Raw genomic sequence first — 26286 nt, 5'->3', positions numbered from 1 at the left:
TTAATAGTCATATTCGAGCTTAGATAAGAACAATAATGTGTCAAAAATAAAAAAATCTTCTTATAACTAGTGTAAAGGAAGTTAATAAAAATTTAAATATACCGAAATAAGAAAAGACATCGTAATTTGGAGGTACTATATATGGATATATCATCAGTTGTTGGGGTTATCATCGCCTTTATCGCCCTGTTAGTCGGGATGTTCTTAAAAGGCGTTACACCGGAAGTGTTAATAAACCCTGCTGCGATTTTAATTATTATTTTCGGTACGATTGCTGCAGTTACAATCGCTTTCCCGATGAAGGAATTAAAAAGGATTCCAAAGCTATTTAAAATTTTATTTTCAGAAACAAAACTCGCAAGTGATATCGACTTGATCAAAATGTTTTCACAATGGGCAGATTTAGCTCGTCGTGAAGGGTTATTGGCATTAGAAGGCAAAGCAGCTGAGATTGAAGATCCGTTTTTAAAAAATGGTTTAACATTAGCGATTGATGGTCAAAACGCAGACTATATTCGCGATGTATTAACAGAGGAAGTTGAAGCGCTGGAAGACCGCCATGCAAGTGGAGCAGGCATTTTCTCGCAAGCGGGTACATATGCACCGACACTTGGGGTATTAGGTGCAGTAGTAGGTCTTATCGCTGCATTAAAAGATATGTCTGATATTGATAAATTAGGTCATGCCATTTCAGCGGCCTTTGTTGCAACGTTATTGGGTATTTTCACAGGTTACGTTTTATGGCATCCATTTGCCAACAAGCTAAAACGCAAATCTGCTGTAGAAGTTAAGCAAAAGCTGATGATGATTGAAGGGATTTTATCCGTACTTGAAGGTGAAGCGCCTCGTGTGATCGAGCAGAAGCTGGCTTCATATTTAACGATGGAAGAACGTAAGCAAATTACCGAAAGCGGGGCGGGTGGCCTTGGCAAAGAAGCGTAAAAGACATAAAAAGCATGAGGAGCATATTGACGAGTCCTGGTTAGTGCCTTATGCAGATATATTAACTTTATTATTAGCGTTATTTATTGTACTTTTTGCATCAAGCTCAGTGGATGAGAAGAAATTAGAGCAAATGTCAGCAGTATTTAATAATATTTTTACCGGTGGCACAGGTGTAATGGACAACTCATCTGTCATACAACCACCTGATAATTCAACAACAGGGTTATCCAAATATATGGAGGATCAGGAACGCCTGCATGAAACGCAAAACCGTGTGGACGAGTTTATCGCGATTAATGAACTGGAAGATCAGTTTGAAACGAAAATGACAGAAGAAGGATTATTGATTACAATCCGGGACAGTATTTTATTCGATATGGGGCGAGCGGATGTAAAAGCGGAATATGCAACAATTGCTGACGAGCTTGCTCAACTATTAATGTTTGATCCACCGCGTAATATTGTCATTACAGGTCATACAGATAATGTACCGATTAAAACACCGGAATTTGATTCTAACTGGGATCTGTCAGTTATGCGTGCAGTAAATTTCATGAAGGAAATCGTTTCGGGCAATGAAGGACTTGATTCCAAATACTTTAGTGTTAAAGGCTTTGGAGAATTCCAGCCAATTGCTACGAATGATAATGAAGAAGGCAGAGCTAAAAACCGCCGTGTTGAAGTGCTCGTACAGCCACGTATAGCAGAAAATGGCGATATAATTGTAGAATAGTAAGAAAGCTGTCCAGAAAGGGAACCTTCTGAACAGCTTTTTTTATTAAAATTCATTGCTCATAAAAGAAGAAAGTACTTCCATACTACTGGATGAAAAGATTTAGTATTAATTTGACAATGGGTAAACAAAAGTTTATAATTATAAACAAATGTTTGATTCGAGGTGATAAAGTTGAATGAAAAGGAAAAATTAATTTTTCAATTAATAAAAAGGAATCCCTACTTATCACAACAGGAAATGGCGGAACAGCTTGGAATGTCCAGGCCGGCGCTTGCTAATATGATTTCTTCGCTTATAAAACGAGGGGAAATTTTAGGGCGTGCCTATGTTTTGCCGGAAAAAAATCAAATCATTGCAATTGGTGGTGCCAATATCGATCGTAAATTCACTATTGAGCAAAATGTCCAATTAGGGACTTCCAATCCTGCTACTGTTACAGAATCTGTAGGCGGCGTAGCCCGTAATATTGCAGAAAACTTAGGGCGATTAGGCAACCGTGTTTCACTGATTACTGTAATGGGTGAAGATCATGATAGTGCATTTATTGAACAAAATTGTAAGAGTATGATGAATGTAGATTTAGTAGAGAAATTAAGCGATTATAATACAGGTTCTTATACAGCAGTACTTGATAATATGGGCGAACTGGTAATATCGATGGCAAATATGGCGATTTATGATAAGTTGTTGCCGAGTGTTTTAAAAAAGCACGAAGCAATATTACAAAATGCCAGCTGTATTGTCATTGACTTAAACAGCCCGCTAGAAACAGTAGAATATATTAGGACATTCGCAATAGAGCGTAATATCGCATTGGCGGTTATCCCTGTTTCGTCACCAAAGATGAAGAATTTGTCGCAGGACCTGCATGGTGTCCGTTACTTTATTTGCAATCGTGATGAGGCGGAAAGCTATTTAAATATAAAGCTGGAAACATATAGCCATTATGAAAAAGCTGTTAGCATGTTGTTGCAAAAAGGAGCGGAGCATATTGTGCTCACTTTAGGCGAGCATGGAGTAATGGTAGGTAACAAAGGTAATGTAGTACATTACAAGGCAATTGCAACTAGAAATATTGTCGATGTTACAGGTGCCGGAGATGCATTTGTCAGTGCCTTTTTACATGGTGTATTAAACGATGAAGAGCTTGAAGAAGCGATCCAGCTCGGATTGGTAAATGCATCAAAAACATTGCAATCGGATAAAACAGTTCGTGAAGATTTAACAAAAGATAACTTACTTGAATGGAGGAATTTATAATGGAACAATATTTATCATATTCACAAGAGGTATTAGAAGCTAAAGAGAAAGGCTTACCAATCGTCGCATTGGAATCTACAATTATTTCACACGGTATGCCATATCCACAAAATGTACAAACAGCTCGTGAAGTGGAACAAATTATTCGTGATGGCGGTGCTGTACCAGCAACAATCGCATTAATCGATGGGAAAATTAAAATCGGTTTATCCGATGAAGAATTAGAAATGTTCGGTAATGCTCAAGGTGTAGCAAAGACAAGCCGTCGTGATATTGGCTATTTACTTGCAACAAAAAAAATCGGTGCAACAACTGTAGCCGCAACTATGATCTGTGCTGAGCTTGCTGGTATTGAATTATTCGTAACAGGCGGGATTGGCGGAGTTCACCGTGGCGCTGAAACAACAATGGATATTTCTGCAGACTTGGAAGAGCTGGCAATGACAAATGTAGCTGTAGTGTGTGCAGGTGCAAAATCGATTTTAGATATCGGCTTAACATTGGAATACCTTGAAACAAAAGGTGTACCGGTAATCGGTTACGGAACAGATAAATTGCCTGCATTCTATGCACGTGAAAGTGAATTCGATGTAAATATCCGTGTTGATTCTGCAGAAGAAACAGCCGCAATTTTACGCGCAAAATGGGATCTAGGTTTACGTGGCGGTGCATTAATCGCAAACCCAATTCCAGTAGAAGATGCTATGGAATCAAGCGTTATCGACGGAATTATTGAAAATGCATTAAATGAAGCGAAAGAACAAGGTATCGCAGGCAAAAATGTAACACCATTCCTTTTAGGCAAAGTAAAAGAGCTGACAGAAGGTAAATCATTGGATGCAAATATTGCCCTTGTTAAACATAATGCCCGTGTAGGTACAAAAATCGCTGTCGAATTAAATAAATAATTAATATTTCCTGGGGAATAGGAAATGAAAAAAAGAAGCTTGTCGAATTAATCGATGAGCTTCTTTTTCACATTACACATTTGATGTTATTTACGAAGGGCGCCTAATTCTGCTACGATGGCATTCATTTCGCTTGGGCTAAATGAATCGCGTTTCATAACCATTTCATATAAATATTGTAGATCTTCGTATTTTTCTTCATCAAATGCAGTAGACTGCATAGCATCAACATTTACCATACGAAGTTTTTCTTTAATTTGCTCGATCATATAGATTACATTTTGCTGCGACGGATTTGATAAGTCCATAATTTGTGTGCCCTACCTTTCAATGTTTACAAAAATATCATTTCATGCAACCATCATCTTGTCAACAGGTTAAAGTTTACTGAATACTTTTAATAATATCGAACATTCGTTAAAATACAAATAGATAAGTTTTATGAAAAATTATTAGGGGAATACGAAAGCATATATAGGAGGAGAAAAAATAATGAAAAGTAAACTATTACCTTTTATAGCGATTGGAGCCGTAACTGGTGCAGCAATTAGTATGTTGGACAAACAAACTCGGGAGCATACTGTAGAAACAGCAAAGAAAGCAAAAGATACAGTAACATACTATGCTGAAAATCGGGATGAATTAATGGCATTGGTAGAAACAAAAATGGAACAAGCACAATCATTGTATGGGACAGTAAATAATGGTGTCCAATCTATTATGCAAAATCAAAATGATATTAAAGAATTACCTGCTACAATTCAAAGTATGGTTTCAGAAACGATTCAGGCTTTCTCGAAAAAGGATGATCAAATCGGGTAACCGGATGTCCATGATATCCACTGAATCAATATAATGTGAACAGGTGGTGGTGGCATGGAAGAAAAGGAAGAACTAAAAGAAAAGATTTCGCTTGTTAAATCATATGTTTCACCGGAGCGCAGCCAAATAAATATATTGACGACAAAAGGGTTCATCCAAGATTTAATCTATCGAATTAAAAATGTGGACATGTCAGGCATGGGGGCACAGTTGGCCTATTTTTTCCTATTATCATTTTTTCCTATGCTTATTTTTATGGTAACGCTTTTACCGTATTTAAATTTGGAACAAGGACAAATATTCGATTTTTTAAGTGATGTTATGCCTGAAGAAGTATATGGACTGATCGAAACCACGCTAGCTGATGTTTTGAACAATCAAAACGGCGGTCTGCTTTCAATCGGTATTATTGGTACGCTCTGGTCTGCTTCAAGAGGTGTTGATGCACTGATGAAAGCATTAAACCGTGCCTATGATGTAGAAGGTAGAGCAGGGTTTTTAAACCGTTTATGGTCTCTTGTTTTTACGATTGCATTAGTAGCAGTTATTTTAATAGCCCTGTTATTCCCGGTTTTTGGTCAGCAGATCGGTAATATCGTTTTTGGCTATTTAGGTGTTGAGGAGTCATTCGAAAGCATTTGGAACTTTGTGCGCTGGATTACGCCGCCAACACTTATTTTCTTCGTAATCTCAATTATGTATTGGATTGTTCCGAATACAGACCCGCGATTAACGATGTTTAGTGTTATTCCAGGAGCTGTGTTTGCGACTTTAGGCTGGCTTGTATTAACTTACGGATTCTCATTCTATATTAACAATTTCGGAAATTACAGTTCAACATACGGAAGTATTGGTGGGGTCATCATTTTAATGCTTTGGCTATATTTCACTGGAATGATTCTTATATTGGGCGGACTGCTAAACGCGTCATTCCAGAAAAGGCAACTTGCCAAGGAAAGTAAAAAGCAAGCTAAATCACCTGTGTTTTAGGTGGAGATTAGATACGGAAAAATGCCATTTCTTTTATCGAAATGGCATTTTTTTTATATGTTTAGTCCTTCACGATGCCATAGTGCGATTTGCAGTTTTACCGCATCATGAAATTCAGTAGGGTTTAATTCGGTTTGCTTTCTAATTTGTGAAAGCCGGTAAGCTAACGTATGTCGGTGTATTTGTAACTCATCGGCAGTCGCTGAAGCTGACTTGTTATTATTAAAAAAGCATTGCAGTGTAACTAGTAATTTATCATCAAGCCGGTTCAATGTTTTTATACTGTAGTGTTGGGCCGCCTCCGGATTAAATAATGTGAAAACTTCAACTTCCTTATGGTAAATTACTTTCGAGACGGTATGATGATGCCTTAAAGCTAACTGTGCTTTTATATAGGAATGCGGTAGTCTTTCGAGATTTTTGACATGTTCACCGACAGCAATTTTTATACTGAATTTGCTTCCTATATATGTATTAAAAGCTTCCACTAATTTAGACAGAGTAGGCTGATTCATTTCTGTCGTTAAAATAAAATATTCGTCCAACTGAAAATGTCCGAAAATAACGGGCTTGTTATAAAAGAAGTCCTCGATATATTGGATGAGTGTCCGGTGGGAACCAGTCTTTTGTTCGGCCTTCAATAATATGATGCAGTATGGGGATAGAAAAGGAATGGACAGTTTATTAATCCGTTCTTTTATAACCCGATTTATGGATGTGCCACTAATTAGTTCCTCAAAAATATGTACACTCATTTTCCGCTGCCACTCACTTTTAGATTCAATAAGAGCCTGATGCACTAAAACTTCTGCTGTTAACTGAACTAATGAAGAAATATTTAGCAGCTCCTCATCGACCACACCGGTAATTCCAATAATACAAACGATTTCCTCCTGAAAAAAGATCGGTAAATTAATTCCATGCTTTGTTTGAGGAAATTCATTTATATTGTCTTCTGATATTATGAGTGTTTTCTTCGTTTCCGCCACATACTTTGCACCTTCATGAAACTTTTCCACCCGCTCCTTATCACCGGAAGCTAATATGATACCGTCAATGTTCATTACATTTACATTACGCTTCAACCGTAACATTGTTTGTTCTACAATTTCGTTTGCTAGCCTTATTGTTAACAATTTGTACACCTCGTATAAAAATAAAATAATATTTATAAAAAAATTATACACCAAGTATAAAGTAAATTCAGAATTTTAACACTATAATTTTTGTAAGCGCTTTATTCATGTGAGGGAGGAATCAAATGAAGATTATAATAAGCCCGGATTCCTTTAAAGGAACGTTGACTTCCGGAGAGGTTACATCCGTTATTAAGGAAGCGATTAAAAAGGTGGACAATAATATTGAAACAATTTGTTTACCGATTGCAGATGGGGGTGAAGGAACACTTGATGCATTAGTCAAAGCAACAAAGGGCAAGTATTTGACAGCATCTGTTCAAAATCCTCTTGGGAAACTGATTGAAGCTAAATATGGAGTACTCGGTGATGGAAAAACTTGTGTAATAGAGATGGCCCAAGCTTCAGGTTTAACACTTATCGATGAAAAAGAAAAAAATCCCCGTTTTGCGACAACTTATGGAACGGGTCAATTAATACAGCATGCAATGAATTCAGGTTATCGTCACTTTATTATCGGTATCGGGGGAAGCGCTACCAATGACGGTGGCCAAGGGATGCTTAGAGCGCTTGGAATGAAGTTCATTGCGAAAGATGGTAAGGAAATTTTAAATGATGTATTTCAATTTAAGGAACTCGAGAAAATCGATTTTTCTCATTTTGATTCACGCATCTCTGAGAGCACATTCATGATTGCCTGTGATGTAGATAATCCGTTAATAGGTTCAAATGGGGCTACTTCTGTATTTGGTCCACAAAAAGGAGTAGATCCGCATGATATTAATATATTTGATCAAAATTTAAATCATTATATTACTATAATCGAGTCGCAGCAAAACGTAACAGTTCGTTATTGTGCAGGAGCTGGTGCGGCTGGCGGAATAGGCTCTGCATTTATGGCATTTTTCCCGCACCAATTTAAGCCTGGGGTAGATATTGTGCTGGAAGCAATGCAATTTTCAAATCATCTGGAACATGCGGATTTTGTCATAACAGGTGAAGGGAAATCGGATGAACAAACACTTTCCGGAAAAGCTCCAATAGGGGTTGCTAAGCTGGCTAAAGAACAAGGTGTTCCTACCATTTTACTTTCAGGAATGATCGAAAATTCTCATATGCTAAAAACCTATTTTCATCAGGTTGAGAGCATTGTTAGTGATGAAATTTCAGCGGAGCAATCATTGAATAATCCAAGCTTTTATTTGGATCAAAAGGTTATGGATTTAATAAAAAGATTAATATAAAGGAGTGGGGAAGAAATGTTGTTTCTAATTATTCTGATTGGTGTGTTGTTCATTGTCTTTGCAACGGCAAAACTAAAGCTGCATCCTTTTCTTGCATTATTAATTAGTTCATTCTTTGTTGGTATTGCAGCAGGTATGCCTTTATTAACAGTTGTAGAGAGTATTAACACCGGTTTTGGAGGACTGATGACGAGTATCGGTATCGTCATCGTAGCAGGTACGATTATTGGAATTATATTGGAAAAGTCCGGTGCTGCATATCGTATGGCTGAAGTCGTATTGCGGGTAATCGGACCGAAACGACCGCAATTAGCAATGTCGATCATTGGCTACATTGTATCCATTCCGGTGTTTTGCGATTCAGGTTATATTATTTTAACGAGTTTAAAGAAAGCGCTGGCTAAACGTGCTGGCGTAACAATTGCTTCAATGGCAGTTGCTTTAGCTACTGGTTTATATGCAACACACGTACTCGTGCCGCCTACTCCTGGACCGATTGCGGCTGCAGGGAATATTGGCGCGGCAGATTATTTAGGCACGATTATTTTAATCGGATTAATCGTTGCTATTCCAGCAACAATCGTAGGCTATATTTGGGCGACGAAAGTAGCATCAAAAATTCGGGTAGAGGCAGATGATGAACCGGCATTAGATTACGATGAAATTATTAAGTCGTTTGGTAAAATGCCTTCTACGTTTAAATCATTCCTACCGATTGTGTTGCCGATAGTGTTGATCGGGGCAGGTTCCGTTGCTGCATTAGTAGGTGACCCGGAAGCAGGGATTAATATGTTCTTCAGATTCCTCGGTTCGCCGACAGTTGCACTTTTACTAGGGGTATTTGCTGCATTTTTACTATTGCCTGAACTGAGTGAAGAAACATTATCAAACTGGATTGGTGAAGCATTAAAAGAAGCAGCGCCTATTTTATTAATCACAGGTGCTGGTGGCGCATTTGGTACTGTTATTAAAAATACAGGCGTCGGTGATAAACTGCAGGAAATGGATTTAGGTGCATTAGCAACAGGCGCATTATTTTTATTAATTCCGTTTTTAATTGCCGCTGCTTTAAAAACAGCACAAGGTTCGTCAACTGCAGCATTAGTTATTACATCTTCCTTAATCGCACCGATGCTACCGACTTTAGGAATCGAAGGGGCAGTACCGTTAGCTTTAGTCGTTATGGCAATTGGTGCAGGTTCTATGACAGTGAGCCATGTAAACGATAGTTTCTTCTGGGTAATTACACAATACAGTGGAATGAAAGTAACGGATGCATATAAAGCGCAAACGATGGCAACATTGCTGATGGGTTTAACAACAATTATTGTAACAATGGCTTTATGGTTTGTACTAGTTTAATAGAGAAAGCAAAAAGGTGCATCCTGCTAATGGGATGCACCTTTTTATTCTTGAATTAAACATTTTTACTCAGCATGCGTAATCCATTTAAAATAACTAAAATTGTACTGCCTTCATGACCGATAACGCCTATAGGGAGGCTAATTGCTTGGAAAAAATTAGAAATAATCAGCAGTGCAATAACCGTTAATGAAAAAATAATGTTCTGTTTCACAATACGCTGCATTTTTCGCGAAAGCTTAACCGCATGAGCAATTTTAGATAAGTCGTTTTTCATTAAAATGACATCCGCTGTCTCTAGTGCCACATCTGTACCGCCGCCCATTGCAATACCTATTGAGGCAGTAGCTAGGGCAGGGGCATCATTAATGCCATCGCCAACCATACCGACATGGCCGGATGTTTTTTGATATTGCTTAATATGCTCGACTTTCGTTTCCGGCAAGCACTCCGCTACATAAGTTGAAACACCCGCTTCTTTTGCAATCGCTTTTGCGGTTGTTTCATTGTCACCAGTCAGCATGGCTACGTTTATCCCAAGTTCTTGCAGTGCAGCTACCGCCTTTTTCGCCTCGTCCCGAACGACATCTTTAAGGGCGATTAGTGCTGCAATGCCTTGATGATCTTTCAGGAAGACAACGGTTTTACCTTCATTCGCTAATTGTTCGAGTGCTCCACCAGCAAATTGATTTGCCAAATTTGCCCCTACAAAGTCAGGTTTTCCGATTAAAAAGAACTGTTCATTAAACTGCGCTTTCATCCCGTAACCAGGAATATCTTCAATAGTAATATTGTGCGGAGTAATGACATTCTCCTTTTTAGCAAATGCGTTAATTGCCTGTGCAAGGGGGTGGTTTGATTGTCCCTCGATCCCTGCTATTAATGCTAACGTCTGTTGTTTGTCTAAATCATCACGTACAATAAAATCCGTCACAACAGGTGTTCCTTGTGTTAATGTACCGGTCTTATCCACAGCCAATACACGAATAGCGCTTAAATGCTCTAAATGCACACCACCTTTAACAAGTATCCCGTTTCTTGCACCATTGGAAATAGCAGAAAGTGTAGCCGGCATAATAGAAGCGACTAATGCACAAGGAGAAGCAACTACTAGTAATACCATTGCGCGGTACAGAGTTGTCGTCCAGTCCCAGCCTAATAAATAGTGCGGTAAAAACATCATAAGTGCTACGGCCAATAATACAGCTTTTACATACACACTTTCAAAGCGTTCAATAAACTGTTGTGAAGGTGATTTTTCACTATGTGCAGATTGAACAAGTGTAATGATTTTTTGGAATAACGTTTCGGAACTGGGCTTCGTTACTTTTACGGTTAATACACTGTTTAAATTTACTGTACCTGCAAAAACTTCATTCCCTACATTTTTAGTGATCGGCATTGATTCACCGGTAATCGCTGCCTCATCGACTGTTGAGACACCTTTAAAAATTTCGCCATCAGCTGGAATACGTTCGCCTGGCTTTACTAGAATATGGTCGTTTACCTTCAAGTCTTTTACAGAAACTTTAATCGGTTCAAACCCGCCTCGTACAAGCCATGCTTCTTCTGGCTGTAATTCCATTAATGAAGAGATTTCACGATTATTTTTATTCATTGCATATGTTTCAAGTGCACCACTTAAGGCAAATATAAAGATTAATACAGCGCCTTCCATCCAGTAACCGATAATGGCAGAACCAATGGCAGCGATAATCATTAAAATTTCTACATTTAAAGATTTACTTTCAATTGTATCTTCAATGCCTTCTTTTGCTTTTGCGTAGCCACCGATAAAAAATGCTGTTAAATATGCAATTACAGCAGCTGTCGTTTGTTCTGTTGATTCCATTCGCCACGCGAGCAAAATGATAAAGCCGGATACTAAAGCAGCAATTAATTCTTTATGCTCTAGGATTTTCTCATTTAATGATAAATTTTCTCGATTAGAATTATTCATAAATACCTCCTTGATAATGATTATTAATATTAATAAGGACTGATAATGGATTTCAATTAGATTAGAATGATTTCTTATTTAGAATTATTATAATATAGGTAACTTATTTTGTAAATAACATACAATAGAGAATTAAAAAAAAATAATGCCAACTTGACTTATAAGGATTATAGAGTAATATAATGGAGTACAATTTATTAAATTGGAGGAGTTTACTTTGAATTTCTACGTATTGCTTAATATTGCTTTGCTGTTAATCGTCATTGCTTTTTTATATTTCCTTAAAAAGAAGCATGTTAAGTTCTCAAATCGTGTTTTTATTGCCTTAGGGTTAGGTATTTTACTTGGGGTAGGTTTACAATTTGCCTATGGGGCAGGGGCAGATGCTATTAATGAAACTGTTCCATGGTATAACATCGTCGGAACCGGCTATGTAAAGTTACTTCAGATGATTGCAATGCCTTTAGTGTTCATCTCGATATTAGCTGCATTTACAAAAGTTACATTCGGTAAAAACTTAGGTAAGTCAGCAGCAGTTATTTTATCAGTATTAATCGGCACAACTGCTGTTGCAGCGGGTTTAGGTATTGCATCAACAGTTCTGTTTGATTTAGATGCATCTCAAATTATGCAAGGTGAAGCTGAAAAAGCCCGTGGAGAATCATTGGTTGAACGTTCTGCGGAAGTAACACCCTTACCGGAACAGATTTTATCGATGTTTCCTGCAAATCCATTTGCGGATTTAACAGGATCACGTGCAACGTCAACAATTGGGGTTGTAATATTTGCAGCATTTTTAGGATTTAGTTATTTAACACTCCGTCGAAAAGAAGAAGAAACGGCGGCAAATGTAAAAAAAGGTGTCGATGCACTTTACGGTTTAATTATGGGTGTTGTACGTATTATTTTACGTTTGACTCCATATGGTGTAGCTGCCATTATGGCACGTACAGTTGCAACGAGTGATTTAGGGGCGATTATGGATTTAGGTAAATTCATCCTGGCTTCTTATGTGGCATTGATCGCTATGTTCATTCTGCATTTAATCATTGTGGCATTAACAGGTTTAAGTCCATTAACTTATTTGAAGAAAACAGCAGAAGTATTACTATTTGCCTTTACTTCACGTTCAAGTGCAGGGGCTTTACCGTTAAATATTCAAACACAGACAAAGCGTCTTGGTGTACCTGATGGAATTGCCAACTTTGCTGCCTCGTTTGGTCTTTCAATCGGGCAAAACGGTTGTGCGGGTGTATATCCGGCAATGTTGGCCGTAATGATTGCACCGACAGTTGGTATCGATCCTTTAACACCTGGCTTTATCGCAACCTTAATTTTAATTGTGGCGATTAGTTCGTTTGGTGTGGCAGGTGTAGGTGGTGGTGCGACATTCGCAGCCATTATCGTATTATCTGCAATGGATTTACCGATAGCTTTAGCGGGTGTTTTAATTTCGGTAGAACCGTTAATCGACATGGGTCGTACAGCACTTAATGTAAGTGGGTCAATGGTTTCGGGTGTCGTATCAAGCCGTGCAACAAAAGAGCTCGATACAACAATCTACAATGAACCAGCTGATACACAATTAGTTCAATAACATTAAAAAGCAGCACAGATTAAATTCTGTACTGCTTTTTTTTAACTAAACAATCGATCCCGCATAAAAAAGCTTGCGCTGAAAAATAGCCAAAGCATTAATGAAAGGTATAGATATATATATTCAAAAGTTACATAAGGGAGAATAATACTAACATAAATCGTATACAAAAGAGCAACAAGGAAACTGCGTTTATACTGATATTTCGTACTCACGCGTATTTGAGCAGCTATAAATAATGCATTGATCAATATCTTAATATAGAACATAAAACACCACCTATACCTTATATAATAAAATAGTATAGCATACCAATAAAAAGAATAGTTAGAATTATATGTAATTTAAAGCGGGATAAAAAAACGACTTCAACCATTAGCGGTAGAAGTCGTTTTTCTTATCTATTAGAATACACGCTCTGCATGCAGTGCTAGTTTATCTAAAGAAGATTTCTCTACATCAGCATGTAATGAGTTACCATGAGAGTCCATCGTTACAACAGCAGTAAAGTCTTTTACTGTTAAATGCCACATAGCTTCTGGAATACCGAATTCCATTAAGTCTACACCGTCAACTGATTTGATGCAGTCCGCATAGTACTGAGCAGCACCACCGATGGCGTTTAAGTAAACGCCACCGTGTTCTTCTAAAGCTTTAAGTGTTTTTGGTCCCATACCGCCTTTACCCATAACAGCACGGATACCGAATTTTTTCATGATATCGCCTTGGTATGGCTCCTCACGAATTGAAGTTGTTGGACCAGCAGCTTTAACTACCCAGTTGCCTGCTTCGTCTTTAGCCATTACCGGACCACAGTGGTAAATAATTTGACCATCTAAATCTACTGGCGCTTCAACACCTTCACCGATTAAGTGGTGGTGGATTGCGTCACGACCTGTGTACATGCGGCCAGAAATTTTTACTACGTCCCCAACTTTAAGTGAACGAATTTTTTCTTCAGTAATCGGTGCAACTAATTCAACTACTTTGTTGTCAGAGTTGTCTTGTTTTTCTTCATCGCGGAAAGTAATTTTTTCACCTTCTTGGTAGTGCCAGTTTGTGATTTCACCAGTCGCAGGGTCGATATCGATTGCCATACGACGGTAAGCCCAACAGTTGTACGCTACAGATACGAAGAATGAAGCTGGTAAGCGGTCCATTACACCGATTTTACAACCTAGTAATGTCGCTTCACCGCCGAAGCCCATCGTACCAACACCGAATGTATTTGATTTTTCTACAATATACTTTTCTAGTTTTGCTAAGTCTTCGATTGGATTCACATCATCAACGTGACGGAATAACTGCTCTTTTGCAAGATCGTAACCTGAAGAGCGGTCACCACCGATACCAACACCGATGAAACCAGCAGAACAGCCTTGTCCTTGTGCTTGCCATACAGAATGTAAAATACATTTACGGATACCGTCTAAGTCACGACCAGCACGTCCTAAACCTTCTAATTCAGTAGGTAAAGAATATTGGATATTTTTGTTTTCACAGCCGCCGCCTTTTAAAATAAGTTTCACTGTAATATAGTCATTTTCCCATTGCTCAAACTTTACTACTGGAAGGCCAGCACCAATGTTTGTTCCAGAGTTTTTACCAGTTAGTGAATCAACTGAGTTTGGACGTAATTTTGCATCACCTGTAGCTGCAGCAATTGCAGTTTGGATTGCTTTTTTAATTTCAATTTGGTTTACGCCAACCGGAGTATATACTTTAAATGTTGGTAGACCTGTATCTTGACAAATTGGAGATACATTATCTTCTGCCATTACAATATTTGTAGTGATTGTGTCTAAAGACATCGCTGCACGTGTACCAGCATTTTCTGCTTCTTTTGCAGCTTTAATAGCACGACGAACGTCTTTTGGTAAGTTAGTAGATGTTTCAGTTACTAAAGAATAAAGACTTTTTTCTAAAGTTTCTAAGTATGCCATCTTATTTTTCCCCCCAGAAAAATATGTGTATTTTGATCAGTGAAAAACTTGATATAAGTCAGTACAAAACTTTCACGAAGGAGTGAATGTTACGTCTTTCTTAATAATCCATCTTACATTATAACTCTTTTAAAGTGGAAAAAAAAGAGCGCTTACATGAATGTTTGTAAGATTAAAAGAAAAAACGGCGAAAAATAGCAGAACTAGTCAAAAGAACGAAAAAAACAATACCCATCGTACAGGTATTGCTCGAATTTCTATTTTTCTTCGCGAGATTGGAATTGGTCCATTTTTTCTTCTAAATCATCCATCATTTGAATTAAGCGATCAATATCTTCAATTTCCGTCGTTTCAGGATCGATTGCATCAAGCACTTCTAGGAAAATTTCCAGGCGTTCTTTTAAATATGTTACTTGTTGTTCTTTGTTTGTAATTGGCTTCATAATGTATGATGCTCCTTCTGTATTGACTTATTAATATTATACTACGCTCTTTTCTAAAAGTTAAACAACAACTTGTAGTATATACCGGACCAATCTATTAAATTAACTTTAAAAAATAGGAAATTGTATAGTACTTGTTAATTATTTTAAGATTCCGTTAATTTTGAATATTTACATTATTGAAGTGTTGTGATAAAGTAAATTCATACTTAAATATAAAGGAGATGGTCGGAAAAAACATGTATAGACAAACTCAGGAAAAGGAGGAAGTTTAAACATTTACGGCTAATTGCCGATACGACTGTTTACGCAACGCAGAAATGGAATATAGTGATATTTAAAACCCTAGTTAACTTTTAGAGATAAAGTTAGCTAGGGTTTTTGAGTTTACTTTTATTTCTCCTAAAAGCTGTGATACGATAATTTGTATGAACTAAGGGAGAAAAATTAAAATGAGTTATGAACAACGCAGATTTGCTATTTTAGTTATTATTGTATCAATTTCAGGATTTTCGCAAGGAATGCTTTTACCTTTGATTTCAGTGATTTTTGAAGGGGATGGCGTATCCTCAACGCTCAATGGTCTGAATGCAACAGGTTTATACATAGGTACATTATTGATCTCGCCATTTATCGAGCAGCCATTACGTAAATATGGTTATAAACCAATTATTTTATTAGGTGGGGCACTTGTTTTCGTGTCACTGTTTTTATTTCCATTATGGAAAAGTGTTATGTTTTGGTTTATTCTCCGTCTGTTAATCGGTATCGGGGATCATGCACTGCATTTTTCTACACAAACTTGGATTACTTCAACAACAGCTACACACAAACTGGGTAAAAGCATGTCCATATACGGCATATCTTTTGGTGTAGGCTTTGCTGTCGGCCCATTGTTTGTCCCGCTAATTAAAATTTCGGAAAGTTTTCCGTTTATTATTTCTTCGGCCTTATGTTTATTAGCATGGTCGTTAATCTTTTTCGTGAAAAACGAAAAACCGGAAGCATTGGCAGGAGATGCGAATGAGTCGGGTTTCAAGCGTTATAGTCTTGCTATAAAGTACGGCTGGATAGCCTTTTTACCGCCTTTTGTTTATGGATTTTTAGAGTCATCCTTAAATGCTTTATTCCCGGTATATGCGTTACGAAAAGATTTTGACGTAGCTTATGTATCTGTTATTTTGGCTGGGTTTTCAATCGGTGCGATTGTAATGCAGTTTCCGCTTGGTGCATTAGGAGATAAAATTGGTCGTCATAAAGTCATTGTTTCAGGATTGCTTGCCGGAAGCATCTTTTTCCTAATAGGAAACTTCTTCGAGCATTCCGAATTGTTTGTAGCGGCAGTATTCTTTTTTGCAGGTATGTGTGTAGGATCGATGTTCTCGCTCGGTATCACATATATGACCGATTTGACTCCGAAAGAGCTGTTGCCGACAGGAAACTTGCTTTGTGGCATTTTCTTCAGTTTAGGCAGTTTGACAGGCCCACTTTTAGGAGGATTATATTTGGAAATTTTCCCGAGTAATGGGTTTTTATTTGTTATTTCGCTCATGCTTCTGACAGTAGCAGTTATCATTCAGTTTTTCGGTAAATCGAAAAAATAGCTATATAAAAAGCGGACGTTCTCCTAATTGGAACGTCTGCTTTTTATTGAAAAGAAGACTATTGCTGTAAAAATCATTGCTAAAATTATGTAGATGAACACATTTAAATAGTTTACACCACCAAATGTCACAGCAGCTTGAAGTGAGCTTGCTGAAGTAGCTGAATTTTCATCATTGCTTGGGAAGATGAAGCCTGCAAAAGATGAGATTGCCCAATAAGAAATAATAAAAGTGATCACTACAAATAGAAAGTTTTTCATATTAATACCTCCTGGCAATTTCTATTTTACATGAAAAGTAAAGAAGTGGGGGAGGTTCTACTAAAATGACCCGCTCAAAAGTTTGTCCTTCAAGAGCATTGACGAACACCTTAATATTGCTTCAAAAGGTATATAGATTTCATTTTAAAAAATACATATCATTTATTTCTAAAGTGTAGGTGTTTTGGCATATTGTTTACTTAAAAAGAATATCTTACTTGGGGAGTGAAGAGAATTAATGAAGAGACTTTATAAATTTTTTTTCTTAACAGTAATTTCTTTGGTAATATTCCTCACCCTACTCAATTTAATTTCTAATGATACCGAGGATAAAATGCTTAAACCTCTAATTGAGCTAGGTAACCAAAAACCTGACGAAACAGTCATATTAACGAATGATAATAATAGCTGTTTAAAAGAAACTCCTACATTTGTTGAATCTAAAAATCCATTAACGTCGAATTATGATGATTGGGTATTGATTTGGCAAGATGAATTTGAGGGCAATTGTTTAAATTTAAACAATTGGAATATAGAAGATTTCGCAGCTGAGAAAAATAACGAACTACAATATTACACTTCTAATAACGTCAAGGTTGAAGAAGGTGTCCTAAAGTTGATAAGTAAAAATGAAAGGTATAAAGGGAAGGAATATACCTCCGGTGCAGTTCACACAAAAGGGAAATTTGACTTTTTGTATGGAAAAGCTGAAATGAAGGCTAAGTTACCAGCTGGTCAAGGGATATTCCCCGCCTTTTGGATGATAACTGATAAAGAAGATACTTGGTTACCGGAAATTGACATAATGGAAATGCTAGGTCACCAACCTAATGAAATCTGGATGGTTTCACATTGGCTGGGTGAAAAAGGGAAGTTAAAGAGTGATTTTTCTTCCTTTACAGGTGAAGACTTTTCTAAAGATTTCCATACTTTTAGTGTTGAATGGTCGCCAGATTCGATTACGTGGTTTATTGACGGAATAGAAAGATTCAGATCAACTAAATACTTTCCTAATGAGAACATGTATTTATACTTAAATACTGCTGTTGGAGGAAATTGGCCTGGAACACCGGATCACACTACGGTTTTCCCAGTCATTTATGAAATTGACTATGTAAAGGTTTTTAAAAGAAATAGAGAAAACTAATTCTAATATGGTTTTTAACACTTTAATTATTTGTTACTTACTTTTCATCCCAAAGAGATACTTTTATGTAACTGGAGGTTATAATAATGTTTTTAACTATAACAATTGGTTTTTTCTGTATTTTTATTTTGTTCCATATATTTTACATATTTGTGCCGTTATATACCCTCCGAGAGCAAACGGATGGCTGTCCTTCAAAAGAAAAGGGTATTAGTATATTAATCCCTGCCTATAACGAGGCACTTGTAATTGAAAATTGTTTGGTTGGAATTAACAATTTAAATTATACCAATTTTGAGGTCCTATTTATAAATGATGGTTCCACCGATGACACCCTTGAAATACTCCACAAACATCTTAGACTGATCAAAACCACCAGGTCTAATTCAGGATTGCTAAATTATGAGAAGGTAAAGAACATTTACTATTCACAAAAACATCCTAATATATGGATAGTCGATAAGGACAATGGTGGAAAGGCTGATGCTCTTAATACTGGCATAGACTTTGCGATGAACGAAATTGTAATTACATTAGATGCCGATAGCATTCTCGATCAAAACTCATTAAATGAAATGAATCGAGTATTTTCAGATGATTCAGTGATTGCGGCAGGCGGATTAGTGAAGGTTGTTCAAGGTTTTAAACACAGTGGTGAAAAACTAACTCCTTTTTTTAAAATCCCCAGCATAATCCGCTATCAAGTAGTGCAATATTTAACTGCATTTTATTTACACAAAACTACTCAATCAAAACTAGGATCTATTACAGTGATAGCTGGAGCATTCGGTGCTTTTCGAAGAGATGTGCTAAATCAAATAAAAGGCTTTAGAAAAACAGTCGGTGAAGATATGGAAATCACTTTGAGGATTCATGAATTAATCAGTACCTGTTTAAAGAATAAACGAATTGTATTTGTACCTGAAGCAGTTTGTTATACCGAATGCCCTTCAAGTTTCAAAAGTTTATACAGCCAGCGGATCCGTTGGCAAAAAGGGTTTATAGATTGCATTATAACCTATCGTAAATCATTGTTTCGAAAAATGAATTTTAAAGTATCAACCTACTTACTTCTAGACTCACTACTCCTTGGAACACTCTCTGCCTTCCCAACCCTCATGATGCCAATTCTCATACTCTTTTCTATAAATCATATTAAGTTTTTCCTTATTCTTTTTATGATGTCATTTGTATTAGTCATCATGCAGGTGATAGCTTCATTACTAGTTTCAAAAAGATTTGGGCACAGTTATAGCTTAAAAGATAAATTACTGCTTTTTTTATTTTTACCATTTGAGGTAATTTTCTATCGACTAACAGAGTTATTTTTTGTTTCTTTTGGAACAATTCTTTACTTTTTTAAAAAGGATGGATGGAACCCTTCAGAACGTATTGGACAGCCAATAATGCTTAATACCAGAGTGGAAATTAATATGAAAGATACTCTTGGAGGTTAATGTATTGAAAAAACACATCATATCAAACTTTTTATTTACCCTCACTTTCCTCACTATATTTATACCTTTATGTTATATACTTTACAATTACATTTTATCTTTCGATGATCACTATGTAGCGGCTAAAGAACCATTAAGTGATGCAAACATTTCGGCCATTTCAATTAATCGTGATTTTTCCGATTTTGAGGAATATGCGGAAAAGGTAACTGTTTTAATGTATCATCAAATTATTCCAGAGAATCAATTAAAAGATCACCACTTTACAGAAGCGGGGAAAATAATTGATGAAGTTGTAACACTTGAGCAATTTATTGAACAAATGAATTATTTAAAGGATCAAAATTATACTGTTTTATCATTAAAGGAATTCGAATTTTTTATGAACAACCAGAAGAAGGTTCCAGAAAAAAGTGTTTTAATTACATTCGATGATGGATATAAAAATATATTTGAATTTGCTTATCCAATTTTACGAAATCATGGGTATAATGCTGTTAATTTTATCATTACTAGCTTGATTACAGATAAAACCGTTTTATATAACCCTCTTAATCACCAATATGCAAGCATTGAAGAATTAAAGGAAGCAGCGGATGTCTTTGATTATGAAAACCATACCCACTCATTTCATAAGATTTACGATAACGGAGAATCATACTTAGTATCATATGATGTTGAAAAGGTGAAGGGGGATATTGCTAAAGCAAAGAAATGGTTAGGAAATTCAATCGCCTTTGCAGCTCCTTACGGGAGTTATAATACCAATACATTAGATATATTAAGAGAGTTGGATATTAGAATGGCTTTTACCATTAAGCCTGGATACGCTGAATCATCACAACACATCCTGGAAATTCCTAGACAGGGGATTTATCCATTTTATACTCTAAAGGATTTTAAATATATTTTAGAGCAAAGCCTTGACTAGTTATCCATACGTTAAACTAACTGTTCTTTGCAGCAATTATATGAAGGGGCAGAGCTTAGATTAGATCTTAAAACTAACTCTACTAATTTAGCTCTCAATAGTTGGAGGAACCAATTGTAATTACGAAGGCCATATTCATTTTGATAGACCTTCGTGAAATACTTACCAATAGTATGGAACTGTATTAATGTAGTTGGCGGTTCGCTAACTCGATTCTTGTTATTTTGCTTCCGGATCCGGTTGGTGAAGACCAAAAATATTATTTTCGGTATCAATGAAATACCCTTGCCAAGCCATACCTGGCAGCGCATATTTAGGCAATGCTACTTTGCCGCCATTTGCTAAAATTTTTGTTTCGGTTTCATCGTAATTACTTACGCCTAAAGTACATACTGCAGAATTGACACTTTGTCCTTCTGAAGGGGAAGGGCCTTGACGCTGCATTAAAGCACCATTAATACCTGGATATTGATCGTCGCCAGTAATGGCTCCAAAATACGTCATGCCTGCATATTCACTGTAATCCTCAAAACTCCATTCAAAAACAGCTTGATAGAAATTTTTCGCGCGTTCCATATCATCTACATGAATTTCAAAATGAATAATTCTTCCCAATTACATCCCTCCGAAAATATATTTAACTTAATATTGCGTCAATTGGAGTATATTTGCAAGTTTTCACCAAAAGAAAAACCTACACAAAAGTCATTTGTGTAGGCGGTAGATTTTACTATTTTTTCAATGTCAGTTTCACAACACATTCAACCTGTGCTGTTTGCGGGAACATGTCGACTGGTTGAATATATTCAACGTTGTAAGCCTTTGATAATTCCTTTAAATCACGCGCTAGTGTTGACGGGTTACAAGATGTGTAGACAAAGCGCTTTGGTTTGATTTTTAATACAGTTCTAATAAAGCCTGGCTCCAAGCCTGTACGAGGCGGATCCACACAAATGACATCCGGGCGGTAATCCTCTTTTGACCAGCGGAACAGCCATTTATCTGCAGAGCCTGGGAAGAAACGTACATGCTGCAGGTTATCGTTTGTACGTGCATTGTACTTCGCATCCGCAATTGCTTCATCGACATTATCCATACCGCGCACTTCACGGGCACCTTCGGCAAGCCACATACCAATAGTGCCAACACCACAGTATGCATCGACAACATTTTCTTTCCCTGTAAGTGCCGCGGCTTTTTTAATTTCATTGTATAAATGTACTGTTTGTTCAGGGTTAAGCTGGAAAAATGCACGTGTTGATAAATCAAATGCAAATTCGCCCAACTTTTCGTGAATCGCGTCTTTTCCATCTAAAATATAAGTGTCTGGACCAAATATTAACGATGTTTTCTCGCGGTTGACGTTTTGTGTAATAGAAACGATTGAAGGATCAATCTTTTTAATGCGTTCAATCAATTCTTCTTTATGCGGAAGTTCGCGGCGTGTTGTGACAAGACATACTTGTGTTTCGCCAGAGCGCATACCAGTACGAACAACAATTGTACGAACTAAGCCGTTTAATGTTTTCCCATCATAAATCGGGATATTTAGCTTTTGTAATATTTTACGAGTAGCTACTGTAATTTTAGAAGTTACAGGATGCTGTACAAGACAGTCATTAATATTTAAAAGCTGATTTGTTCCTTCTGCAAATAGACCTGCATATACACGCTTACCTTCTTTACGTACTTGGAACTGAGATTTGTTACGGTAATGCCAAGGATTATCCATTCCGATTGTTGGACGGATTTCAGCTGTTTGTCCGATTTCTTTAGCGTATTTTTCGAATGCTTGTACAACGATATCACGCTTATTCATTAACTGCGCGTCATAAGTCATATGCTGTAATTGACAACCACCACACTCAGAATACACAGGACAAGGTGCTTCTTGACGGAATTCGCTTGCTTTACGTATTGCTAAAATTTCTGCTTCAGCAAATTTCGGTGATACTTTTGTTAATTTTACTGTTACTTCTTCTCCAGGGATCGCACCTTTTACGAATACGACATTGCGTTTATAAAAACCGACACCTTCACCGTTAATGCCAAGGCGTTTTATTGTTAACGGGAACTTTTGCCCGACTTCCATTTTTAGTTCACTCAAGTTTACACGTCCTTTAAATAGAGTAACTCGCACCAAAAATTAGTGCGAGTCACTTCCTTTTCTTCATCATTACAGTATAGCGGAAAGTACAATGAAAAGAAAGGAACGCTGCTTGTCTAATAAGGGGAAATGTTTTCGTATTCAAGCACCAGATCATCCAAAGAGCCGAATGTGTAGCCTTGTGCTTTTGCATCTTTTATAAATTGCGGTAACGCTTCGGCATTATCCTGCGCTACTGTATGCATTAAAATAATGGCACCTGGATGAAGCTGGTTCATCAATGCATCATAAGCATATTTTGCGCCGCGTCGTTCATCTTTTAGCCAGTCTTTAAAAGCGATCGACCAGAACATATGGCGATAGCCCGCTTCATTTCCGACCTTCAGAACTTCTTCATTAAAGATACCTTCTGGCGGTCGGGCATAATAAGTCCGTTTGACACCAGTCAGTTCATTTAATTTATCATCGAACTGTTTCCATTCCTTCTTCATTCCATCAGGGGTCAAACGCGCCATATTTGGATGTCCATATGAGTGATTTCCAATAATATGGCCATCTTTAACCATCGTTTTTACTAAATCGGTCGCGCTCGTTAAATAATGACCGGTCAAGAAGAAAGTGGCTGGAGCTTTTTCTTCACGCAAAGTATTTAAAATACTTTCGGTATAGCCATTTTCGTAGCCGTTGTCGAATGTTAAGTAAACAATTTTCTTTTCTTCATTGCCCTTATAAATGGCACCGTATTTACTTAACATAGACTCAAGCGGTTCTCCTATTTCAACAGGTTCACCATTACGGCTTGGCTTGAAGCCCCAATGAAATTCCTCGGCTTTTGCAACAGACACAGATATAAAGGAAATAAATGTGGCGATTAACACGAAGCTAATCCCTAAAATATGTTTTTTCAATGAAAAAGCAACCTCCTTTTACAAGGTAGGTTGCGTGAAAAGAATTGTTTTATTCATATAGATCACGAATTGCATCTTCTACAGAAACAAACTTAAATTCGAAATTTGCGTTTAATAATTTTTCGGGTATGACATGCTGTCCTTCCAGTACGAGCATACTCTTCTCGCCAAGAGCAAGCTTTAAAGCGATGCTTGGTACGGGGAACCAATGTGGACGCTTCATTGCTTTGCTAATTGAATGCCCGAATTGCTTCATGCGTTTTACATTTGGTGTTGTAAAATTAATCGGACCAGATAATGTATCGTTCTCAATTGCAAAAAGAATAGCTCGCGTTACATCTTCTACATGAATCCAGCTAAGCCACTGTCTGCCTGATCCTATTGTTCCGCCAACACCAAGCTTATAAGGAAGTACCATCATCGGCAGTGCTCCTTCGCCTTTTTCCAAAATAACGCCAAAACGGGTAAAACAAGTGCGGATGCCTAATTGTTGAGCCTGTATAGCTTTTTCTTCCCACTGGGCAACAACGCTTCCTAAAAAATCAGTTGCCTTTTCGGTTGCCTGTTCCGTATAAAGAGCTGTTTCGGAAACAGGATAAATACCAACAGCACTCGCATTAATAAGTACTTTTGGTTTGTGCTTCAAGTTTTGAATAATTCGGATGATTTCATCGGTAGATTCCAAACGGCTTGATAGGATTTTTTGTTTTTGCTCATCTGTCCATCGTCCCTCATTTAGCGAGACACCAGCTAAATTTACAAATGCATCCGTATTTTCAACATAATGCTCCGGTGTCGATTCGGTGTTTAACCATTGCACATAATGGATGTTATTTTCAGTTTGCTGCTCTCCCCGCGTCAAAATTATGACTTCGTGACCTTGTTCAAGTAATAGCTTACTCAATCTCCTGCCAACCATTCCTGTACCGCCTGCAATTGCAACTTTTATAACAAACACCGCCTTTATTTCTTTTGTTCCTATTAGTATACCGTTCCATGAAACTATAAGTAAAAAGATGTATACTAGAATGTACATTGTTATTGTGAGGTGTACACGGTGCAAGTTCAAATCATTACAAAAATTGGTCGTCAAAAAAACAATCAAGAGCGCTACAATATATACTTGAACGAAAAATATGCTTTTGCCGTTGATGAAGGCACACTTATTAAGTTTGGTCTGCAAAAAGGCAAAGTACTTGAGCAGATGGAAATAGATGAAATACAATATGAAGATGAAATTGCAAAAGCGTTTAACAAAGCGCTTAACTTTTTAAGCTTCCAAATGCGCAGTGAACATGAAGTGAAAACTAAACTCCTGAAAGCAGGGCATGGGGAGGCAGTTGTACAGGAAGCCATTCATAAGTTAACGGGCTTAGGCCTTTTAAATGATGAAAGTTATTCAAAAGCACTGCTTGAAACGAGAAAGCGTACGACAAAAAAAGGACCGGCTGCAATTCGCCAAGACCTAATGCAAAAAGGAATTGATAAAAATTTGCAACAGAAAGTATTGGCAACATTTGAACATGATGAACAGTTAAAGCTTGCAATGGAATTAGCGGAAAAAGCAGTGCGTTCCAATACAAACAAAACGCCGACACAAGTGAAGCAGAAAATTCAGGATGTGCTGTTGCGTAAAGGCTATTCCTATGAGATTGTTAAAGAAATACTCGACCAGATTACATTAGACCGTGATGAAGATGAATGGTCCGAGTTAATAGAGGCTCAAGGTGATAAAATCTGGCGCAAATATGCATCCAAATTAACAGGGTCTGAACTTCGGCAAAAAGTTAAACAGGCACTTTATCAAAAGGGCTTTCCACTAGAGAAAATTAATGAATATATCGAACAGAAGGAGCAACAACATAATGAATGAAATAACATATAGTTCAATGTCTGAACAGGAATTACGTCAGGAAATTGCAAATTTACGTGAACGTTCAAGAAAAGCAGAACAATTGGGAATTGTAAATGAGTATGCTGTATATGAGCGTAAAGCATTGATGGCAGAGGCGTATTTAGTTGATCTTTCAACAATTATTCCTGGAGAAATCTATCGTCTGAACGGATCGCCAGGTGAGTTTTTCCAAGTAGATTATTTAAAAGGCCGCTTTGCATGGGGACACCGATTAGGATCGGAACGTTTTGAAGAAGCATTACCAGTTTCTATATTACGTCCAATGAAAGAAGGGAAGTAGCATGGAAGAATTATATCAAAGATTAACGGAACAATTATTAGCGAAAAATCCTAAATTACCGGCAGGTCGTGCTCGTACATGGGTGGAATTATTATGCAGTGATTTCGAATCGACATCTGCCAAAGCCGGTGCAGATTATCGTGGTTCGGAATATACGGCTAAATTAGTGAGCCAGTTAATTGAAAGTTATGGGGATAAGCTTCATTTATTTGCGGCACAAAATCCGAAATATGCTCACTTATTAAATGACAGTGATGACACGTTGAATTAAAACCATTCAGCAATTGTGTAGCTTCAATGCTGATTGCAACACAAAACCACCAGTTGGGGC

The 26286-nt window shown here is 37.2% G+C and carries 26 protein-coding genes; 16 read left to right on the top strand and 10 right to left on the bottom strand.

What is annotated here, in order from left to right; translation table 11 throughout:
• Positions 1–141: 141 nt before the first annotated feature.
• The 4 genes from motA to AC0VXV_RS17420 all read left to right on the top strand — a co-directional run bounded on the left by motA (position 142) and on the right by AC0VXV_RS17420 (position 3849).
• Complete coding sequence (motA, locus tag AC0VXV_RS17435) at positions 142–942, top strand: flagellar motor stator protein MotA (RefSeq protein WP_475529446.1); 801 nt, start codon at positions 142–144, stop codon at positions 940–942.
• Positions 926–1678, top strand: a complete 753-nt coding sequence (motB, locus tag AC0VXV_RS17430; protein WP_475529445.1) for a flagellar motor protein MotB — start codon at positions 926–928, stop codon at positions 1676–1678. The genes motA and motB overlap by 17 nt, the downstream gene beginning before the upstream one ends.
• A gap of 174 nt (positions 1679–1852) precedes the next feature.
• Positions 1853–2941, top strand: a complete 1089-nt coding sequence (locus tag AC0VXV_RS17425) for a carbohydrate kinase (RefSeq protein WP_475529444.1) — start codon at positions 1853–1855, stop codon at positions 2939–2941.
• Complete coding sequence (locus tag AC0VXV_RS17420) at positions 2941–3849, top strand: pseudouridine-5'-phosphate glycosidase (protein WP_475529443.1); 909 nt, start codon at positions 2941–2943, stop codon at positions 3847–3849. The genes AC0VXV_RS17425 and AC0VXV_RS17420 overlap by 1 nt, the downstream gene beginning before the upstream one ends.
• A gap of 86 nt (positions 3850–3935) precedes the next feature.
• Here the strand turns inward: AC0VXV_RS17420 and AC0VXV_RS17415 are convergent, their stop codons facing one another.
• The gene (locus tag AC0VXV_RS17415) at positions 3936–4157 is read right to left on the bottom strand and encodes a DUF1128 domain-containing protein (protein ID WP_079523640.1); all 222 of its coding nucleotides are present in this window, start codon (positions 4155–4157) and stop codon (positions 3936–3938) included.
• Positions 4158–4341: 184 nt separating this feature from the next.
• Between AC0VXV_RS17415 and AC0VXV_RS17410 the strand changes: the two genes are divergently transcribed.
• Together AC0VXV_RS17410 and AC0VXV_RS17405 are read left to right on the top strand one after the other, a co-directional pair.
• On the top strand, positions 4342–4671 hold the full coding sequence (locus AC0VXV_RS17410) for a YtxH domain-containing protein (protein WP_475529442.1): 330 nt from the start codon (positions 4342–4344) through the stop codon (positions 4669–4671).
• Between the two features lie 54 nt (positions 4672–4725).
• The gene (locus AC0VXV_RS17405; RefSeq protein ID WP_475529441.1) at positions 4726–5661 is read left to right on the top strand and encodes a YihY/virulence factor BrkB family protein; all 936 of its coding nucleotides are present in this window, start codon (positions 4726–4728) and stop codon (positions 5659–5661) included.
• A 53-nt stretch (positions 5662–5714) separates the two neighbouring features.
• Here AC0VXV_RS17405 and AC0VXV_RS17400 read toward each other — a convergent pair whose 3' ends face one another.
• A complete protein-coding gene (locus tag AC0VXV_RS17400; protein WP_475529440.1) occupies positions 5715–6797 on the bottom strand; it encodes a CdaR family transcriptional regulator in 1083 nt (360 codons plus the stop codon).
• A 125-nt stretch (positions 6798–6922) separates the two neighbouring features.
• On the opposite strand from AC0VXV_RS17400, the gene AC0VXV_RS17395 reads away from it, so the two are divergent.
• Both AC0VXV_RS17395 and AC0VXV_RS17390 read left to right on the top strand, forming a co-directional pair.
• Positions 6923–8041: a glycerate kinase gene (locus AC0VXV_RS17395; protein ID WP_475529439.1), complete on the top strand. Its 1119-nt coding sequence runs from the start codon at positions 6923–6925 to the stop codon at positions 8039–8041.
• A 15-nt stretch (positions 8042–8056) separates the two neighbouring features.
• The gene (locus AC0VXV_RS17390) at positions 8057–9403 is read left to right on the top strand and encodes a GntP family permease (RefSeq protein ID WP_475529438.1); all 1347 of its coding nucleotides are present in this window, start codon (positions 8057–8059) and stop codon (positions 9401–9403) included.
• Between the two features lie 55 nt (positions 9404–9458).
• Here AC0VXV_RS17390 and AC0VXV_RS17385 read toward each other — a convergent pair whose 3' ends face one another.
• Complete coding sequence (locus tag AC0VXV_RS17385) at positions 9459–11363, bottom strand: heavy metal translocating P-type ATPase (RefSeq protein ID WP_475529437.1); 1905 nt, start codon at positions 11361–11363, stop codon at positions 9459–9461.
• Positions 11364–11580: 217 nt separating this feature from the next.
• On the opposite strand from AC0VXV_RS17385, the gene AC0VXV_RS17380 reads away from it, so the two are divergent.
• The gene (locus tag AC0VXV_RS17380) at positions 11581–12960 is read left to right on the top strand and encodes an L-cystine transporter (protein ID WP_475529436.1); all 1380 of its coding nucleotides are present in this window, start codon (positions 11581–11583) and stop codon (positions 12958–12960) included.
• 404 nt (positions 12961–13364) lie between these two features.
• On the opposite strand, the gene AC0VXV_RS17375 is transcribed toward AC0VXV_RS17380, so the two are convergent.
• Both AC0VXV_RS17375 and AC0VXV_RS17370 read right to left on the bottom strand, forming a co-directional pair.
• On the bottom strand, positions 13365–14903 hold the full coding sequence (locus AC0VXV_RS17375) for a fumarate hydratase (protein WP_475529435.1): 1539 nt from the start codon (positions 14901–14903) through the stop codon (positions 13365–13367).
• A gap of 257 nt (positions 14904–15160) precedes the next feature.
• Positions 15161–15346 (bottom strand): SE1561 family protein, encoded by a 186-nt coding sequence (locus AC0VXV_RS17370; RefSeq protein WP_079523630.1) that lies wholly within the window; start codon positions 15344–15346, stop codon positions 15161–15163.
• Positions 15347–15798: 452 nt separating this feature from the next.
• Between AC0VXV_RS17370 and AC0VXV_RS17365 the strand changes: the two genes are divergently transcribed.
• On the top strand, positions 15799–16950 hold the full coding sequence (locus tag AC0VXV_RS17365; RefSeq protein WP_475529434.1) for an MFS transporter: 1152 nt from the start codon (positions 15799–15801) through the stop codon (positions 16948–16950).
• A gap of 23 nt (positions 16951–16973) precedes the next feature.
• On the opposite strand, the gene AC0VXV_RS17360 is transcribed toward AC0VXV_RS17365, so the two are convergent.
• Positions 16974–17210: a carboxypeptidase gene (locus tag AC0VXV_RS17360; protein ID WP_475529433.1), complete on the bottom strand. Its 237-nt coding sequence runs from the start codon at positions 17208–17210 to the stop codon at positions 16974–16976.
• Between the two features lie 238 nt (positions 17211–17448).
• Here AC0VXV_RS17360 and AC0VXV_RS17355 point away from each other — a divergent pair, with 238 nt between their 5' ends.
• From AC0VXV_RS17355 to AC0VXV_RS17345, 3 genes are all read left to right on the top strand, one after another.
• The gene (locus AC0VXV_RS17355) at positions 17449–18357 is read left to right on the top strand and encodes a glycoside hydrolase family 16 protein (RefSeq protein WP_475529432.1); all 909 of its coding nucleotides are present in this window, start codon (positions 17449–17451) and stop codon (positions 18355–18357) included.
• An 86-nt stretch (positions 18358–18443) separates the two neighbouring features.
• Complete coding sequence (locus tag AC0VXV_RS17350; RefSeq protein ID WP_475529431.1) at positions 18444–19814, top strand: glycosyltransferase family 2 protein; 1371 nt, start codon at positions 18444–18446, stop codon at positions 19812–19814.
• A gap of 4 nt (positions 19815–19818) precedes the next feature.
• A complete protein-coding gene (locus AC0VXV_RS17345; protein ID WP_475529430.1) occupies positions 19819–20745 on the top strand; it encodes a polysaccharide deacetylase family protein in 927 nt (308 codons plus the stop codon).
• Between the two features lie 219 nt (positions 20746–20964).
• On the opposite strand, the gene AC0VXV_RS17340 is transcribed toward AC0VXV_RS17345, so the two are convergent.
• The 4 genes from AC0VXV_RS17340 to AC0VXV_RS17325 form a co-directional block, all read right to left on the bottom strand.
• Positions 20965–21360 carry a VOC family protein gene (locus AC0VXV_RS17340; RefSeq protein WP_475529429.1) on the bottom strand — a complete coding sequence of 132 codons (396 nt, stop codon included), beginning with the start codon at positions 21358–21360 and terminating at the stop codon, positions 20965–20967.
• A 115-nt stretch (positions 21361–21475) separates the two neighbouring features.
• A complete protein-coding gene (gene rlmD, locus AC0VXV_RS17335) occupies positions 21476–22837 on the bottom strand; it encodes a 23S rRNA (uracil(1939)-C(5))-methyltransferase RlmD (protein WP_339176656.1) in 1362 nt (453 codons plus the stop codon).
• 131 nt (positions 22838–22968) lie between these two features.
• Entirely contained in the window at positions 22969–23760 is a 792-nt protein-coding gene (locus tag AC0VXV_RS17330; RefSeq protein WP_475529428.1) for a polysaccharide deacetylase family protein, read from the bottom strand.
• A 49-nt stretch (positions 23761–23809) separates the two neighbouring features.
• Complete coding sequence (locus AC0VXV_RS17325) at positions 23810–24709, bottom strand: TIGR01777 family oxidoreductase (protein ID WP_475531488.1); 900 nt, start codon at positions 24707–24709, stop codon at positions 23810–23812.
• Between the two features lie 108 nt (positions 24710–24817).
• On the opposite strand from AC0VXV_RS17325, the gene recX reads away from it, so the two are divergent.
• The 3 genes from recX to AC0VXV_RS17310 are packed head-to-tail and all read left to right on the top strand — an operon-like array spanning position 24818 to position 26226.
• The gene (gene recX, locus AC0VXV_RS17320; protein WP_475529427.1) at positions 24818–25633 is read left to right on the top strand and encodes a recombination regulator RecX; all 816 of its coding nucleotides are present in this window, start codon (positions 24818–24820) and stop codon (positions 25631–25633) included.
• Positions 25626–25955, top strand: a complete 330-nt coding sequence (locus AC0VXV_RS17315; protein ID WP_475529425.1) for a YfhH family protein — start codon at positions 25626–25628, stop codon at positions 25953–25955. Before recX ends, AC0VXV_RS17315 begins: the two co-directional genes overlap by 8 nt.
• Position 25956: 1 nt before the next feature.
• Entirely contained in the window at positions 25957–26226 is a 270-nt protein-coding gene (locus AC0VXV_RS17310; RefSeq protein WP_475529424.1) for a YfhJ family protein, read from the top strand.
• Positions 26227–26286 lie beyond the last annotated feature (60 nt).

The organism is Solibacillus sp. iso_87 (genome assembly GCF_056173085.1).
The sequence above is the reverse complement of the archived record's forward strand: the minus strand, read 5'-3'. Positions and strand labels throughout refer to the sequence as shown.